This window comes from Nocardioides epinepheli, from assembly GCF_037936805.1.
In the GTDB taxonomy this organism is placed as follows: Bacteria; Actinomycetota; Actinomycetes; order Propionibacteriales; family Nocardioidaceae; genus Nocardioides.
Genome location: NZ_JBBMMC010000016.1, coordinates 19485 through 34771, shown reverse-complemented (window position 1 = coordinate 34771; position 15287 = coordinate 19485). Strand labels below are relative to the sequence as shown.

Genomic DNA, 15287 nt, shown 5'->3' with positions numbered 1-15287 from the left:
CCTTTCATCGGCCGAGGCCGAGGCGATGGATGAGTTGGTCGATCTCTTCTTCGAGCAGGTGCACTGCTCGCGGTTGCATCACGCGGTCGCCGCGCTGCATGTACTGAGCCGGCTCGATGTTGCGTTCGGCCCACCCGTAGTTGATGGCGCCGGCGTATGGGACGGCCCGCTTGGAGCCAGCCCGGACCACTGCCTTGCGTTGTGCGCGGTTCCCTCGCACCGAGGCGGCGAGAGCACCGCTCTTCTTCGGGACCAGGCGCTGGATCGTCGCGGCACCTTCGGCCGAGATCTTCTGCATGGCGTCCTTCAGGTCATCGACCTCAACGCCCATCCGCTTCAGGTTGCGGATGGTCTCGTTGAGGCCGACGACCCGGACGCCGCCCTGGTCCCTGGCCACTGCTCAGCCGATCAGGCCCGGGCGAAGACCGGCTTGGCCTCGAAGGTCCACGAGATCTCCATGGTGAAGCGCGCCGTGGTGGAGGCGTTGGCCTCACCGCCGAGGATGTCGCCGTCGGGCTCGGTGATGACCACGTTGCCGGTCACCTTCGGGGTGGTCGCCGAGACGGCGGTGCCGCCGTTGGGCATGAGGACGACCGGGACGGTCTCCCCGGCGTTGTTCCACACCATGTCCCAGATCGAGCCCTCGGCGACGTTCTGGACCACGGTGCCGACCAGCGTGTAGACGCGCTTGCCGCCCGCCTTGGCGTCGGCGAAGGAGGTGAAGTCGGAGTCACCGGCTGCGGAGGTGATCCGGCAGTTGGAGATCTCGGCGGTGAACAGGTCGCCACCGATGTCGAGGGTCAGGTCTCGGGTACCGAGGAAGGTCTGAGCGACGGGCATGGGTCTTGCCTTTCGGTTGGTGTAACGCGGGTCAGTCGGCTTCGCGGTGGCCGTTGAAGAAGGCGACGGGCAGGACGCCCACGCCGTCGAGCTGGAGCCGCTGCGGCTCCACGGAGGTGATCGGGAGGACCGGGGCCAGGGCCTCGATCAGAAGCGGCTGCATGCGCTCCAGGTACTGCTCCGCCTCGGCGAGATCCTGAGGAAGAACCAGCACCACGCTCCAGTGCGCGATGCCGCCGAAGCGGTTCGGGTAGTCGGTGCGGGACAGGCGCGGGTAGACCGTGCCGGGTTCGAGGTCGGGCACCACGTAGGTGTGAGCAGTGATCTCCTCGACCGCGTTGGCGGCCTCGGCGATCTCGGTGCGGGTGCTCATCCGACCACCAGCCTGCGGAAGGGACCCTCCAGCCGGCGCACCTCAGGGTCAGTCGAACCGATCCGGGTGGAGCCGAAGTCGTCTACCTGGATGCCGAGTGGCACGTTGCGCATCGCAAGCGCACGTGCCACTCGGCGCACCAGGGCCTCGGCCAGTGCGTCGTTGTACGGGTCGACGCGGCATCGGGCCTCCTGGTCAGCGACCTCAGCGCGGTAGGTGGCCTCGATCGACTCGGGATCCTTCTTGAGTCGGGAGGCCACCTCCTCGACTCCAGGCCACACGACGCTCACTTGACCGTGACCTCCACGCCGTCGATGACGTAGACGCCAGGGACGTCGAGCAGGGTCTGACCGCCGTAGACCGTCCGCTCGATCGAGGACCCTGGACGGCAGACCGTGGCAGCCTTCACCAGGTCGCCGACCTTGGCGGTCTTGGCCTTGGGAGCGGTGCTCTCAGTGCTCTCGGTCACGACACGGCCTCCTTCACGGTGACGGTGGTCTCGGTGGTCTTCCCGTCGGCGCCGGTCACGATGAACACGTGCTTGCCGACCTGGCGCGGGGTGTAAGTGCCGCGCCAGGTGGCGACGGTCCCGTCCGGCAGGCGGACCAGGCCCGAGTGCCCGTCGACCTCGAGGGGCTCGTCAACCTCGACCATGTGGGCTTTCGACTTGGTAGCCATCACAGACTCCCTCAGGCCGTCGGGTCGTAGGAGATCTTGCGGAGGCCGTCGAGGTCGTAGACGACGCCGGCGAAGTAGCCGAAGACGCCCATGTCCCAGCCCTCGACCTTCTCCTGGAGCTTGTCGAGGCGCTGGAGGCCCGAGTTCCACACGTGCACCGCGGTGGGGTCGGCCACCAGCGAGTTGCTGGCGTTGGCCGAAGCGGCGCCGAGAGAGTGCGCGGGCTCCATGCGGTAGCCGGCGATGTCGAGGAAGGAGTACTTGCTGCCCGCCACGCCGTCGCGGTTCTGCGGGTTGACGATCGGGTAGCGCTTCTCGCCGTCGGCGTTCTCGTAGGTCGCCAGGGTGGTGTAGAGGTCCACGTGTCCGAAGGCCTTGGTGAACCGCGGGCCGTCGGCGAGGAACTGGAGGCCCAGCAGTCCCTTCTCGACCGCGAGGCCAGCCACGGCACCGTTGGCGCCCGCCGGGATCGCGGCGGTCAGGCTGGCGATGTTGGCCATCGCGGCGGCGATCAGCGCGGCGGTGCGCTGCTCGAGCGAGATCTTGTAGGACCGCTCGAACTCACCCCACACCATCCCGGACACGTTCGGGTTGCCGCCCTGGTCGGCGACCTCGCGCGTGATGTGGACCTTGCCGCTGACCGGCACCGGTGTGACGGTGACGCCGACGACAGTCTTGATGTTGTCGGGGTTGGGCTCCACACCCTCGACGTGCGGGTGTACGTCGAGGGTCGTGTTGGCCCGGTCCAGCTTGGACCAGAAGAACGGCTGGACGCTGCTCAGGCTGCCCTTGCGGAAGGTGTCGTACAGCGGGCTGGTGGGAACCGGCGCCTGGCCGAGGAACATGTCCGGGCGGTAGGTGGGCGGGTTGACCTGCGTGGTGTCGCTGGTCGTGATGAAGTCGGGCCGGTCGAGCGCCGCGGCGGTGAAGTCCTGGATGCGCTTGAGCGCGGCCTGGTCGCCGTCCTTGCCGGCGGCGAGGAGGTCGGTGGCGAAGTCGAAGCCGGACGGGGCGGGCTCGGACCCGGCGAACCGATAGATCGGCTCCTCGCGGACCTGAAACTGCGCCGAGCCGGGCCCGACAGGGATCTTGATCTTCTCGAGCTCGGCGAGCTTCTCGGTCAGGCCCTGGACCTGGCTGAGCAGGGCCTCGCCGCGCTCCTGGGTGAACGCCGGCGCCTGCTCGGTGGCCGTCGCCGTCGTGGTGGTCTTGGTGGTCTCGTCGCCCACAACGGGCTCCTCTCCGGTTGAGGCGGCAGACGCCGCCACGCTGGTGATGTGCGCACCCGTGAATGCGGGCTTTCGGACGACGGCGCCGCCCGTGATGGTGGAGGTCTTGGCGTGCCGGACGCCGTCCTTCTCCTCGAACTCGCCCTCGACCTCGGCGCTGAACGCGCGCAGCACTCTGATCTCGGGGTCAGCGAGCGCGAGGATGCGGTCGCCCTCAGGGGTCTTCGCGATCCGGAACGCGGCATGGATGCCGTCGTCCTCGGCTCGCAGCTCGGTCGCAACGCCGACCTGCGCCCCGAGCGACTCGGTGTCGTGGCCGTAGTTGAGGACGACGTCGCCAGGGTCGGGGAGCGCGACCGTGCCGGCGGCGAACGAGAAGCGCGCGACCTTCCCGGTCGCCCGGTCCCGCGCGGGTCGCGACACCGCTCCGAACGGCAGCAACACACCCCGGAGCGTCCGGGTCTCCCGGTCGACAGCGAACGCGGCCGACTCGAACTCGATGACCTCAGCCACGGCGGGCTCCTTCCTTGGCAGCCTCGACGGCCACAGACGCGGCGACCGCCGTGCCGATCTCGGCCGGGTCGACGGGTGCGGCCTGCTCGCCGCGGGGCTCCAGGCCACGCTTGACGCGGGCCTCGTCGGGGTCGAGCACCTTGGCCGAGATCAGCACCGCGTCGGTCTGCGCGGCGGACAGGTCGTCGAGACGCAGGTACCCGGACGTGTCGAACGCCGCGGTGTAGCCGTGGGGCGAGACGTCATCCATTGACAGCCGGCCCTCGATCGCGGTCATGTACGGGCCGAGCACGTCTTCGATCCGCTGGCGCCGCCGGTCCTGGGCGTTGAAGTAGGTCCGGCTGGTCGTCGAGACCGACAGCTCCTCGGCGTCGATGCCCGTCAGTCGCGCCACCTCGGTGATCGCGAACTCACGGGCCTCGGCCAGCTGGAGCTTCTCCGGGTCCCAGCTCGGGATGACGTACTTCACGCCGGCCGGGACGTAGCCGGTCGATCGATCGCGGCGCGATTCCTCCCACGGGTCAAGCAGGCGCGCTTTCGCGTCCGCCGTGCTCTCAAACGGGTCGGCATCGCCGTCTGGGGTGAAGAATGCGATGGGCGGGGCGCCGTCGACAGCGTTGAGCGCAGCGCGCTCGAGCGCGATGCACGCACGGATCGCGGGGCCGCCGTCGAGTAGGCCGGTGTTCGGGGAGTCGACGCGGATCAGGTCGGGCACCTCGGGCCACACCTTGACCGAGCCGTGCGGGAAGTAGCGATACTCCGGCTGCACCGTGACGCTCTCGGGCTCCAGGCGGTGCACCTGCACGACGCGGTTGTGCCAGCCGAGCGCGTGGTGCTGGAGCCACGACCGCTCGAACAGCAGCATGTCCTCGACGACCCGCGTCCACGTCACCGACGGAGCTAGGCCAGGCTCTGGCTGCTGGAACAGGTTCGGCGAGAAGTTCTCGGCCGGCTTGCCGTTCTGGTCGTAGAACCGGAGCGCGAACTGGCCGATCGCGCCGCAGATCAGATCACGCGCCCGCTTGACCGGCGGCACCCGCAGCGCCTCGGCGCGTGTGATCCGCCCCGTCCGGAAGATGTAGTCGTCCAGCGTCGGCGCCCCGTACAGCACGCCCGGGTCGACGCTCACGCTGGGTGCAGTTGGTGCCAGCGCATCGGCGAAGACGGGGTCGGGGCGACCACTGAACACGCCCCGCCAGAAACCCGCCACAGGGCCAAGGGTGAGGGCAAGTCAGCGGGATCGCAAGCGTGACACGAATGCAATCGCATTCTCCGTACGTATCAGAAAGCGTCACTAAGAGCCCCCTAGGCACCGACGCCCGACGGCTGCACGAATCCGAGGCTCGGCCGGTGGGCCCGCGCCGAGGTCGCCGCCCATGCCGCTGCCTTGACGGCGTCCGCGCGGCCCTTCGACACCAACCGCGGACCGTTGGCGCCGGGCGCCGTTCGGACCTCGAGCACCTGACCGGCCAGGTGCTCGCCGCCGTCGTGCAGCAGCTGGCCGGCGGCAAGGAGCCGCCCGAGCTCGACCGCGGCGGCCGCGGTGGGTCCCGTCTTCGGGGCGCGCCGGACCCGGGCGAGCGCGGGGTCCTCGTCGAGCGAGGCGCCGACGGTCACCCGGCCGCGGAACCGCGATCGCCTGAGTTCTGCGACCGCCCCCGCCAGGTCGCGGTGGTCGCTGACCGACACCACGGCGGCGTCGCCCTCGCGCCAGGCCAACGCCAGCGACACGCCCTCGCTCGACCAGGCCTCGATCGCCGCGGCGCTCGGTGCTCGGCCGTCGTCGACGAGCGCGGTCTGCGCTCTCCAGATGTCCTCGTCGACGAGCTGCGCACCAGGTGTGGCTCGCTCCTTCAGCAACCACGCGTTGGTGTACTGCGACCGGAAGCCCGCCAGCGGGTCCGGGTCGTCGAACTCGGGGTCCTGCTCGCCGCGCAGCGCCTTGGCGTACTTCCGCGTCACGTAACGCTCGCGCTCCGGCGACCAGTGTGGTGACGCGGCCCGCCAGGTGCTCAGCGCGCCGAGCTCGGCCGTCGGCTGCGCAGCCCACAGCAGGATCAGGGTACGGTCGGCGTCCTCGCCGGCCAACGCGCTGGAGATCCGGTTCCGCATCAAGCTGGTGGCGCGCCGATGGGCGGTGCTGATGAGCACCAGCTGGGGCGATGCTCGCTCGAGCAGGGACGGCTCCAGGTCGTCGTCGACGACCTCGGGCTTGGCCTCCCACGCCTCGTCGATGACGCCCATGTTGGTGTCCAGCCCGGCGGTGTTCTCGACGGGCAGCACGATCCACCGATGCCCGCCCTCAGTGTCCTCGATCGCGTAGTTGTTGTTGTTCGTCGAGACCTTCAGGTGCTCCTGCCTGCGCGCCCAGGCGCTGGCGTAGCGCATCGGCTCCTTCGCCACGCGTAGGGTGTTGGCGCTGTGCACGACGAGCTGCACCTCGCCGAACAGCGCCGGCGCGAAGACGAGGCGCCACAGCGCCAGGAGCCGGAGCACGACGGACTTGCCGGCTCGCCGGGAGCAGCTGATCAGCACCTCCTCCCAGCACAGCGATCCGTCCTCGCGGTGCTCGAGGATCCGCACCAGGCTCAGCCCCTGCCACCACCGCACGGTGATGCCGAGCGTCTCGCGGGCCCACTCAATGAGCTCGGGCCCGTAGCTCCCGACCGCCTCGGGGTGCGGGGGGTTCATCGCGGTCGGCTCGTGGGCCACGTCCTGGGGGACCTCGACGTACGGGGCCAGCCACGACGGGGCGTCGCGGGTCGCTGTGGGCCACGTCAGGGCCTCGTCGACCCTGAACGGCGCGAGCGGGGCCGGACGGGCAGAGAGAGGGAACGGAAGGGGCGGGGGCTCCACGAGGTCGTCTCGGTGGGAAGAAAGGCCGGCTCGAGCTGCACGAGCGCCGTCGAGACGAGCGCGCTCGATCACCACGGCCTGACCGGAGGCGTCGGAGCAAGACCGGTGCTCGGGCTGCCAGTTGCTCAACACCCACGTCAGCCGCGGGTCGATCGCCCGCGCCACCTTGTGCCCGACCACCCAATCGTCGTCGCCCGTGACGGCGCCGCCGCACTGACCACACTGAGCGGGCAGCCAGGTGGCCACGATGGCGCGGGCCTGTTGCACCCGTCGGCCTGCCCATTTCGTCACACGTCCTCCTCGATGCTGGTGCTGGACGACACCACAGCCTGGATCAACGCTGCGCTGTGCCGTGTGCGTACGACGTGCAGCGCGGTGATCGCGTCAACGATCAGTGCGTCAAGGCCGGCCTCGCCCATGGTGTCGTCGAGGTTGAGGTCGACGGTGATTCGCATCGTGGTCATCGACATGGTCCCTCGTGCCCGGCCCGCGCAAAGCAGGGCGTGCCGTCGGCGACCGGCGCGCGGCACAACCTGACTACCTCGCCCGCCCGGCGCACCCGGCCCGCCGTCTCGACGAGCCACACCGTGAGCTCGGCAAGCAGGGTCTCGGTGTCCTGCTCACCGAGTGTGCGGATGCGCTCGGTGATATGCGCCGCCACCTCGTCGAAGACCCGGTCAGACTCGGTCGTGGTGCACCGCTTGCTGGCGTAGCCCACCGCGGACACCAACGCGCGGTACGCCACGTCGGCACGACCCCGAGCGGTGGCGGCAGCGTCGAGCTTCCGCTGCCAGACCTGCGCCCAGTTAGGTGGGCACCCCTCCGGCCGGACCAACCGGGGTGACAGGTTGACAGGTTGAGGGGTTCGGTTTCCCCCTGTAGCCATTAGGGGCACTTCTACAAAAAGTTCTTCCGGATTTTCTTGTAGAAGTTCTCTCTTAGCAGCCTCACTGGAAACCGAACCTGTCAACCTGTCACCCTCGACGGAATCTTTGGGGTTGACCTGCGAAAACTCAGGTGACGGATACCCCTGCGAACCTGTCACCCCTTCACCCCAACCCGTCACTGTTGCGCTCCGCTCTTGAGGCGAAGGGCGCGGCAGCTGCCCTTCGCGGTGTGCTTGGCCGGGAAGTCGTGGTCGAACGTCAGTGCGCGCCCCCACGCGGTGACGTTCGGTGTGTCCGCGAGTGACAGGTTGAGGCCCGGCTGTGACAGGTTCCAGCCCTGGTACTGCGCGCGGAAGTAGGCCACGAAGTCGGCGTAGAGCTCGGCGCTCGCGGTCCATCCGCGGTGCGGGTCGTCGGGGTCGTTCTCGAAGTAGTCGGTCCGGTCGAAAAGCCACGACATCGACGTCCAGACCGCCAGCGGCTCAGGCATCGGCGGCCCCCTCGAGCTGGAGGCCGGCGCTGGCCAGCGCGGCGTTTCGCTCGTCGAGCAGCCGATCGAAACGCCGGTCATACAGCGCCAGTGTCTGGGGGCCCGCGCCGCGCTGCGCGTGAACCTCACGCCTGCACCAGGCGACCGTCAGCTCGTCGTCGATTCGCTCGACGAGATCGGCCATCTCGTCGACCAGGCCTGCATCGCCGGTCGTCGTCACGCCCGCCACCCCGCGCCGGCGGACCGCGTCAGCGACACGGCGCGCTATCGCCGCCGGATCCGACCCGCCTCGCAGGTTGACGTGGATCCGCGCAGCGCGGTCGAGGTGCTCGCGGTCCGCCAGGTGGAGACGGCGCGCCGTCCGGTTGAGCCGGATGTTCGCGACGAACAGCGCCCCGTTCCCGATCGTCAGCACGGCCCAGGCCCAGTAGGCCGCGCTCACGCCGCACCGTCCCCGACGGCCTTGGCGAACTGAGCCTCGAGCCACGCGTCGATGTCGGACTCGCGGTAGGCGATCTTGCCGCCGATCTTGGCTGACTTGGGACCGGTGCCCTTGTAACGCCAGTCGTAGAGCGTGGCGACCGGCCGGTTGAGCCGCTCGGCGGCCTGGTTGATCGAGAGAAGACGGGACGCAGTCATTCTATCCTCCGTAGGATGCGGGGTGATACCTGACTAGTATGCACTTGGTCGGACGACTACCGCAATCCTCTGAGAGATGTTTAGATATCCCGGTGACTACTGACGCGGCACGAACGGCCGAAGACCGGTTTGGCACTGCAGTGCGGCATGCCCGCGCGGCTCAAGGCCTGACGCAGCGACAGGTCGCCGAGCAGATGATCAGCCGAGGGCACGACTCTTGGCGCCAGTCGACCGTCGCGAAGACCGAAGTGGGCGGGCGTCCACTGAGGCTCAACGAGTTCGTCGAGCTCTGCCGGATCTTGGAGATGGATTCGTTTGTGACCCTCACGATGGTCACAGCCGAAGACGACATCGAGGCCACCATCGCTGAGCGCCGTCTCGCCGTGCAGTATGCGCGTGAGCGCGCTAGCGAGGCCAGTGCGCTGGCCGAAGTCGCCGCCGCGGAGTTCGCGGGGGCTCAGCATCGGCTGCGGTTGGCCGAAGCCATGCGCACAGGTACGGCAATCGACACCAGCAGCGCGCTCAAGGGCTTCCTCGCGTCCGACGAGGAGCCGGGCGCGTGATCAAGAAGCTGCCCAGCGGCCGATGGCAGGCCCGGCACCGGCCTGTGCCCGGCGGCAAGCAGGTCGCACGGAACTTCGACCGCAAGCTCGACGCCGTCCGGTGGCTCGACGCGCAGAAGGCCGCTGTCCTCACCGGGACCTACGCCGACCCAGGCGCCGGCCGGATCACCTTCCGCGAGTACGCCACGGCGTGGCAGGCAGCGCAGACGCACCGGCCGAACACCGCGGCCGCCGTCGACAGCGCGCTGAGGGTGCACGCGCTCCCCCGCTTCGGCGATCGGCCCATCGCCTCGATCCGGCCGACCGAGGTCCAAGCGTGGGTCCGCGACCTCAGCAGCACCCTGGCGCCCTCGACCGTCCGTGTCACCTACCAGCACCTGCGCTCGGTGTTCCGGGCCGCCGAGCTCGACCGCGTTATCAGCCGCACGCCGTGCGAGCAGGTGAAACTCCCCCGGGCCGCACGCCCCCGCGTGACACCGCTGGCGACCGAGGTGGTGCTGGGCGCCGCCGAGCGGATGCCCGACCGGTGGCGGGCCCTCGTGACCCTCATGGCTGGCACAGGGCTGCGACCGGGCGAGGCGGCTGGCCTGTGCCTCGAGCAGGTCGAGATGCTGCGCAAGACGCTCCACGTCGACCGGCAGCTGCTCCTTCGGCCTCGCGTACTCGGACCCGTCAAGACCGAGTCGTCGGATCGCTTCGTGCCGTTCGGCGAGGTGGTGGCTCACGCGCTGGCGGCGCACATGGCCACCTACCCCCCGGGCGAGCACGGCCTGGTCTTCACCGACGTGTTCGGCGCCCCGGTCAACCGCGACGAGGTCGGTCGCGCGTTCAAGGCCGCGGCGGTCGCCAGCGGTGGACCCGCGACGGCGCGACTGCACGACCTGCGGCACTACTACGCCTCGCTGCTGATCCGCGCCGGCGAGGACGTGAAGGTCGTTCAAGACCGACTCGGCCACGCCTCGGCGCGCGAGACGCTCGACACGTACAGCCACCTGTGGCCGGACTCTGAGGACCGGACGCGCTCAGCGGTCGACGGTGTGCTCGGCGCGCGGACTGAGGACTCGCTGAGGACTGAGGACGGCCCCCGATGACGTCTATGCAGGTCAGAGGCGGTGTGGCCGGTCCCTCGCGGACTTGCGGATGTTGACCGCCGAGAAGCCGCGACTGATGCCCTCGAGCACGACGTGGAGGCGATGCCCGTCGGGCAGCATCGCGTCCACGAACGGCGTCGACACGTCGAGGCGGCGTCCGCTGCTCTTGAGCATCCGCTCGACCAGCTCGCCGACCTGGGCGGGTGTGAGCATCAGGTTGGTCAGCTCGTGCCGGCCCAGCCGAGCCACGAACACACGCGAAGGGTCGTTGATCCAGATCTCCTCGACGCTCGGGTCGTCCAGGAACGGCTGGAGCGGCCCGAACCCGGAGACTCGCGCGACCAGCTCCCCGACCAGGGCGTCGACGTCGCTGATCGGCGCCACCCGGCCGGTCAGGCTCCGCTCGTCGTGCTCGCGCACCAGCGACTGCGCGATCCGACGCACGGCATCGGCGTCACGCTGCGGGTCCAGGCCCTCGCGACGCACGACGTCGCGCACCTGCAGGTCGAGCTGTTCGACGACGGACCGGACGTCGTCGTCGGTCTCTGCCAACGACACCTCAGGCACCCCCTTCCCGAGTGAGGACCTGACCCGAACGTAGGCGAGCCGCGCCCCCGCCGCCAGAGGCCCACCCGAATCTGTGGACAAAACTCGACCGGAGCCATCCGCCATGGCGCTCCGGAGGGCAGGGCGCCCGGGATAGTTTGAGGCGTTATCAACCTTCTCGCGGGCTCTGGAGGTTGATAACGCCTCAAACTATCCCCGCCCGTCCGCGGGTCGAGACAGACGGAGATCGGGCTTCGAGGTCGCACCGTCGCCCGGCTGGGGAGTTCACCGCGGCCGGCGGCGCGACGAGGAACGGCAGGCGAGCGAGGTCTACGCCATCGAGTGGGCCGACTGAGCCGAGCCGGCGGCGGCGTCATCCGAGGTGTCGGTGAGCCCGAGCAGGCGGCGCGGGTTGTCGTGGACGATCAGCCGCAGGTCCTCGCCGCTCAGGCCGAGGTCCATCAGCCCCTGGCCGACGCGGCGGAACGCGTCGACCGGACGCGGGAAGCCGGCCTGGCCGAGGTCGGAGCCGATGAGGGTGTTCTCGGGTCCGAGGGCGCGGATCCACTCCAGCAGCTGCTCCAGCGGCCAGCGCATCTTGGCGCCGGGGTCGTACATGTGCAGCTCGTGCTCGATCATCGCCCCGTTCTCGACGAACTGCGCGCACTGGCTGGGCTCGGCGCCGAGGACGAAGTCGGGGTGGGAGACGACGAACTTGGTGACGCCGCGCTCGCGGGCCGCGGCGAAGCAGACGGCGATGTCCTCGGGGTGGAGGTGGCCGCCGTTGAGGACGGCGTCGTGAGCGGCGATCTCGTCGAAGATCGGCAGCAGCTCGGGCACGACCTCGCCGTCGCGGACGACCTCGATGCGCTCGGCGGTGAGGGTGACCGTCGGGGTGGGGAAGCCGAGGTTCTCGGCGTGGCAGTCGATGTGGCGCCCGGAGGAGACGGTCGGCAGGTAGACCACCTTGCCGCCGAGGCCGAGGCACAGCTGCACCTGGGCGAGGTTGAGGCCGCCGACGGTGGTGTTGAGCGCGACGGCGCCGATCACCTCGGTCGGGATATCGGCCAGCAGGCTCTTCTGCGAGAGCACGTCCATCTGCGTGTTGTGGTGGTGGCACTTGGCGACGAGGGCGCGCATCCGCAGCCGGTCCCAGCCGTCGCGGGCGCCTTCGGCGTGGTCGAACTCGCGCGGCATCGGCGAGGGGCCGGAGTGGCAGTGCATGTCGACGAGACCCTCGAGATAGGTGTCAACGGGAAAGTCGGTCATCGGGAACTCCTTGGGTGGCACAGGATGGGAAGGAACGGGTCACTTCGTCATGTCGACGTCGCGGGTCTCGGGGCCGAACCAGGCACCGACGGTGATCAGGACGCCGCCGATCACCACGAGCGCGGCGGGCGCGAGGGCGACGCCGACGATGTGCTCGAGACCGATGCGGTAGTAGGCGTAGAACGCCGGGATCAGCAGCGCCAGGCTGTAGCCGACGCCGTACCCGGTGGCCCGCAACGCGGCCGGGAACCGCTCGGTCATGTAGGCCGCGATCGGGCCGAAGGCGAGGATGCCGACGGTGAAGGCGACGCTGAGCAGCGCGATGGCCGCGCCGTAGCCCAGACCGGTCGAGCGGGCCAGGACCGCGACGGTGACTCCGTCGACCACGGCCACCAACACACCCACGAACAGGTAGACCGGACGACGTCCGTAGCGCTGGCTGGCGATCCCGATCAGCGGGTAGCTGATCGCGCTCACGATCGAGGCGATCGCCAGGGCGACGGTGAGCTGGCTCGCGGTGAGCCCGCCGGCCGCGCTGGTCAGGCCGGGCACGACCGAGACGGTCACGTTGAGCACGAGCCACACGCCGGTCATGAACACGAAGACCTGGAGCAGGGCGCCGCGCTGCGAGCCGAGGAAGAGCTCCTTGAGCGGGGAGACCTTCTTCTCCGGGGGCGTGCCCTCCTGGCCGCCCTCGGACTCCGGCACGTACTTGATGAAGTAGTAGAGCGTGATCGCGGCGAGCAGGGCACCGACGACGAACGGGATCCGCCAGCCCCACACCGCGTAGGCCGAGTCGGCCGAGCCGGCCGGGAAGATCTGGAGCAGGCCCAGCGTCATCAGCGAGATCAGCGCGAGCGCGACCGGGGCGCTCATCGTGATCAGTCCGCTGGCCAGTCCGCGGCGCTGCTTGGGCGACCACTCCATGGCCAGCGGGATCGCGGCGGTGTACTCGCCGCCGAGGAAGACCCCGTCGAGGAGCCGGAGCAGCAACAGCAATGCCACCGCCCCGAGGCCGATGTCGGAGTGGCCGGGCACGAAGGCGATCGCGAGCGTGGTGATCGCGATGCCGATCATCGCGATGATCGTGGCGCGACGTCGTCCGGTGCGGTCGGCCAGCAGCCCGAAGATCACCGCGCCGATGGGCCGGCCGATGAGGGTGGCGGTGAAGATGAACGCGCCGATGATGGTGGCGGTGCCGGCGTCGAGGTCCTCGGGCACGAAGTAGGCCATCGCGGGGGCCAGTGCGATCACCGGCACGTAGATGTCGAACTGGTCGACGAAGTAGCCGGTGATGCCACCGGTGAGGGCACGGCGGCGATCGCGGGCGGTGCCGGCTGAGTCGCGGGGTTCTGCGGTGCTGGTGTTCACACCATCGGGCCGATCGGCGAGCTGCGCGGACATGGGGACTCCATTGCGGGAAGAGGTGGAAGGGCGGTGCGGTCAGGCCTCGCGGATCGCCGCGACGGCCGAGCGGGCCGCCGTGGCGAGGAAGGTCGTGTCGTTGGAGGAGAGGGCGAAGTCGTTGCCGGCGGCGAAGCCCTCGGCGACGGCCGCGGGCGAGGCGCCGTAGGGCAGGCCGAAGAGCAGCCCGGCGTGGGCGGCGGCCTTGCGGGTCGCGGCGATCGCCTCGCCGAGGGCGGGGTCGGTAGGCCCGACGCCGAGGTCGAAGGAGAGGTCGGCCGGCCCGAGCAGCAGCCCGTGCAGTCCGGGTACGGCGGCGATCTGCTCGGCGGCGGCGACGGCGGCCGCGGACTCGATCTGGGCGATCAGCAGCGCCCGGTCGCGACCGTCGGCGACGTAGTCCGAGCTCGCGCCGGTCCCCCAGAGACCGGCGCGGCTCGTGCTACCCGCGCCACGTACGCCGTGCGGCGGGAAGTGGAAGGCACGCGAGACGGCGCGCGCCTGCTCGGCGTCCTCGACGTGCGGCACGACGAGGCCGTGCGCGCCCATGTCGAGGACCTTCTGGATGGTCGACGGCGCGTGGTCGGGCACCCGCACCAACGGCGCGAGACCGAGCGCGTCGGCCAGGGCGATCGAGGCGTAGGTGGCCGACAGGTCGAGGGGCGCGTGCTCCAGGTCGAGGACGACGAAGTCGAAGCCGGCGTGGGCCATGATCTCGATCGTCTCGGGGCCGGCGAGCTTCACCCAGGTGCCGAGTGCCTTGCCGCCGGGCCGGAACGTGTCGCGAGGGGAGGTCTTCACGGCTGCGGGTACTCCTCGGCGTTGAGGACCCAGCCGGGCTGCTCGGAGAAGTCGACCCGGGGCGGGCTGAAGATGTCGACCAGGGCGTTGCGGCCGGCCGAGCTGCCTGCCGAGGTGTGCACGGTGGGGGGCGGGATCAGCGCCAGCGAGGGACTGCCGACGGCGACGTGGTCGTCCTCGCGCCAGGTGGTCTGGTCCTTGGTCCACGGCGTGCGGATGTGGTGCACGAACTCGCCCTGCACGGCCAGCGAGTACTGCTCGAAGTCGTCGTGGTGGTGCGGGGAGAGATTGTGCGGGTCGCGCGGCCCGTCCTGTGCGGGCACGAAGTTCACCATGAAGGAGCGGCTGCGGAAGATCCAGCCGAACCGGCCCTCCTCGGCCGGGTGGTCGGCGACCAGGTGGACGCGGACGGCGTCGGCTCCCACCGGCTCCGGCCACGGATCGGCGGGCGCGACCCGCGGTGCGGGCTCGGCGTAGGCGGCGTCGTTGACCGCGCGGCCGGCCCAGCCGGGCTCGTCGGCGCGGACCAGCAGCGCCAGGTCTCCCGCGCCGGTGGCCTCGACCCGGACCCGGCCGGGCGGGATGATCGCGACGCCCTGGGCGGGCAGGGTGGTCTCGACGCCGTTCCAGGTGATGGTCGCGGCGGAGTCGTCGGTGACGGCGACCAGGAGGACCTCGTGGGTCACCTCGGTCTCGACGGCGAGGCCGGGGCGCTCGACGGCGACATAGTGCACCAGCGCGTTCTGGCCGCGCGCGGTCCAGGCGGTGCCGGCCTCCACCGGGGCGGTGCCCGCGGCGTCCGGCGTGGAGAAGTCGAGGTACTGCGGGATCGCGATCGCTCCCACGCGGTCGATCCCGGCCGTGGTGGTGGCCATCGATCGGCGCGGATCGGCGGTGGTCGTGCTGGTCATGTCGTTCCTCCCGTGCTGCTGCTCTGTGATCGCGGCCACGTTCATATGACGAATATGCAGTTCACGATCCGACCAGTCAAGACCACTTGGCGTCACATAATGTTCGCGATCCGGTCACACTCGGCTACGGTTCGGGGACCGGCGGCGCGGTGCGCTTCGCATCACGAACATCGCCCGCACCGGGCCGCGAGAAAAAA

At 70.0% G+C, this 15287-nt stretch carries 21 protein-coding genes; 2 read left to right on the top strand and 19 right to left on the bottom strand.

What is annotated here, in order from left to right; all coding sequences use genetic code 11:
* Nucleotides 1–4: 4 nt before the first annotated feature.
* The 14 genes from WMR31_RS18785 to WMR31_RS18720 all read right to left on the bottom strand — a co-directional run bounded on the left by WMR31_RS18785 (nt 5) and on the right by WMR31_RS18720 (nt 8505).
* Complete coding sequence (locus WMR31_RS18785) at nt 5–331, bottom strand: hypothetical protein (RefSeq protein WP_445321652.1); 327 nt, start codon at nt 329–331, stop codon at nt 5–7.
* Between the two features lie 77 nt (nt 332–408).
* Nucleotides 409–840, bottom strand: coding sequence for a hypothetical protein (locus WMR31_RS18780; RefSeq protein ID WP_340540422.1), 432 nt, complete (start codon nt 838–840; stop codon nt 409–411).
* Between the two features lie 31 nt (nt 841–871).
* Nucleotides 872–1213 (bottom strand): hypothetical protein, encoded by a 342-nt coding sequence (locus WMR31_RS18775; protein ID WP_340540421.1) that lies wholly within the window; start codon nt 1211–1213, stop codon nt 872–874.
* Complete coding sequence (locus tag WMR31_RS18770) at nt 1210–1473, bottom strand: hypothetical protein (protein WP_340540420.1); 264 nt, start codon at nt 1471–1473, stop codon at nt 1210–1212. Before WMR31_RS18770 ends, WMR31_RS18775 begins: the two co-directional genes overlap by 4 nt.
* Before the next feature lie 26 nt (nt 1474–1499).
* Entirely contained in the window at nt 1500–1682 is a 183-nt protein-coding gene (locus tag WMR31_RS18765; RefSeq protein ID WP_340540419.1) for a hypothetical protein, read from the bottom strand.
* Complete coding sequence (locus WMR31_RS18760; protein ID WP_340540418.1) at nt 1679–1891, bottom strand: hypothetical protein; 213 nt, start codon at nt 1889–1891, stop codon at nt 1679–1681. The genes WMR31_RS18765 and WMR31_RS18760 overlap by 4 nt, the downstream gene beginning before the upstream one ends.
* 11 nt (nt 1892–1902) lie before the next feature.
* Entirely contained in the window at nt 1903–3633 is a 1731-nt protein-coding gene (locus WMR31_RS18755) for a hypothetical protein (protein ID WP_340540417.1), read from the bottom strand.
* On the bottom strand, nt 3626–4762 hold the full coding sequence (locus WMR31_RS18750) for a phage portal protein (protein ID WP_340540416.1): 1137 nt from the start codon (nt 4760–4762) through the stop codon (nt 3626–3628). The genes WMR31_RS18755 and WMR31_RS18750 overlap by 8 nt, the downstream gene beginning before the upstream one ends.
* Before the next feature lie 176 nt (nt 4763–4938).
* Complete coding sequence (locus WMR31_RS18745; RefSeq protein ID WP_340540415.1) at nt 4939–6780, bottom strand: terminase large subunit domain-containing protein; 1842 nt, start codon at nt 6778–6780, stop codon at nt 4939–4941.
* Nucleotides 6777–6953, bottom strand: a complete 177-nt coding sequence (locus WMR31_RS18740; RefSeq protein WP_340540414.1) for a hypothetical protein — start codon at nt 6951–6953, stop codon at nt 6777–6779. The genes WMR31_RS18745 and WMR31_RS18740 overlap by 4 nt, the downstream gene beginning before the upstream one ends.
* Entirely contained in the window at nt 6950–7207 is a 258-nt protein-coding gene (locus WMR31_RS18735) for a hypothetical protein (RefSeq protein ID WP_340540413.1), read from the bottom strand. The genes WMR31_RS18740 and WMR31_RS18735 overlap by 4 nt, the downstream gene beginning before the upstream one ends.
* Before the next feature lie 344 nt (nt 7208–7551).
* Nucleotides 7552–7866 carry a hypothetical protein gene (locus tag WMR31_RS18730; RefSeq protein WP_340540412.1) on the bottom strand — a complete coding sequence of 105 codons (315 nt, stop codon included), beginning with the start codon at nt 7864–7866 and terminating at the stop codon, nt 7552–7554.
* Nucleotides 7859–8308 carry a hypothetical protein gene (locus WMR31_RS18725; protein WP_340540411.1) on the bottom strand — a complete coding sequence of 150 codons (450 nt, stop codon included), beginning with the start codon at nt 8306–8308 and terminating at the stop codon, nt 7859–7861. The genes WMR31_RS18730 and WMR31_RS18725 overlap by 8 nt, the downstream gene beginning before the upstream one ends.
* Nucleotides 8305–8505 (bottom strand): helix-turn-helix transcriptional regulator, encoded by a 201-nt coding sequence (locus WMR31_RS18720; RefSeq protein ID WP_340540410.1) that lies wholly within the window; start codon nt 8503–8505, stop codon nt 8305–8307. Before WMR31_RS18720 ends, WMR31_RS18725 begins: the two co-directional genes overlap by 4 nt.
* Before the next feature lie 92 nt (nt 8506–8597).
* Between WMR31_RS18720 and WMR31_RS18715 the strand changes: the two genes are divergently transcribed.
* Nucleotides 8598–9068, top strand: a complete 471-nt coding sequence (locus WMR31_RS18715) for a helix-turn-helix domain-containing protein (RefSeq protein ID WP_340540409.1) — start codon at nt 8598–8600, stop codon at nt 9066–9068.
* Complete coding sequence (locus tag WMR31_RS18710) at nt 9065–10159, top strand: tyrosine-type recombinase/integrase (RefSeq protein WP_340540408.1); 1095 nt, start codon at nt 9065–9067, stop codon at nt 10157–10159. Before WMR31_RS18715 ends, WMR31_RS18710 begins: the two co-directional genes overlap by 4 nt.
* 12 nt (nt 10160–10171) lie before the next feature.
* On the opposite strand, the gene WMR31_RS18705 is transcribed toward WMR31_RS18710, so the two are convergent.
* The 5 genes from WMR31_RS18705 to WMR31_RS18685 all read right to left on the bottom strand — a co-directional run bounded on the left by WMR31_RS18705 (nt 10172) and on the right by WMR31_RS18685 (nt 15090).
* Complete coding sequence (locus WMR31_RS18705; RefSeq protein ID WP_340540407.1) at nt 10172–10717, bottom strand: hypothetical protein; 546 nt, start codon at nt 10715–10717, stop codon at nt 10172–10174.
* A 318-nt stretch (nt 10718–11035) separates the two neighbouring features.
* Complete coding sequence (locus WMR31_RS18700) at nt 11036–11974, bottom strand: DUF6282 family protein (RefSeq protein WP_340540406.1); 939 nt, start codon at nt 11972–11974, stop codon at nt 11036–11038.
* A gap of 39 nt (nt 11975–12013) precedes the next feature.
* Nucleotides 12014–13378, bottom strand: coding sequence for an MFS transporter (locus tag WMR31_RS18695; protein WP_340540405.1), 1365 nt, complete (start codon nt 13376–13378; stop codon nt 12014–12016).
* Nucleotides 13379–13417: 39 nt separating this feature from the next.
* Complete coding sequence (locus WMR31_RS18690) at nt 13418–14179, bottom strand: HpcH/HpaI aldolase family protein (RefSeq protein ID WP_340540404.1); 762 nt, start codon at nt 14177–14179, stop codon at nt 13418–13420.
* Nucleotides 14176–15090 (bottom strand): cupin domain-containing protein, encoded by a 915-nt coding sequence (locus WMR31_RS18685; RefSeq protein ID WP_340540403.1) that lies wholly within the window; start codon nt 15088–15090, stop codon nt 14176–14178. Before WMR31_RS18685 ends, WMR31_RS18690 begins: the two co-directional genes overlap by 4 nt.
* Nucleotides 15091–15287: the final 197 nt, after the last annotated feature.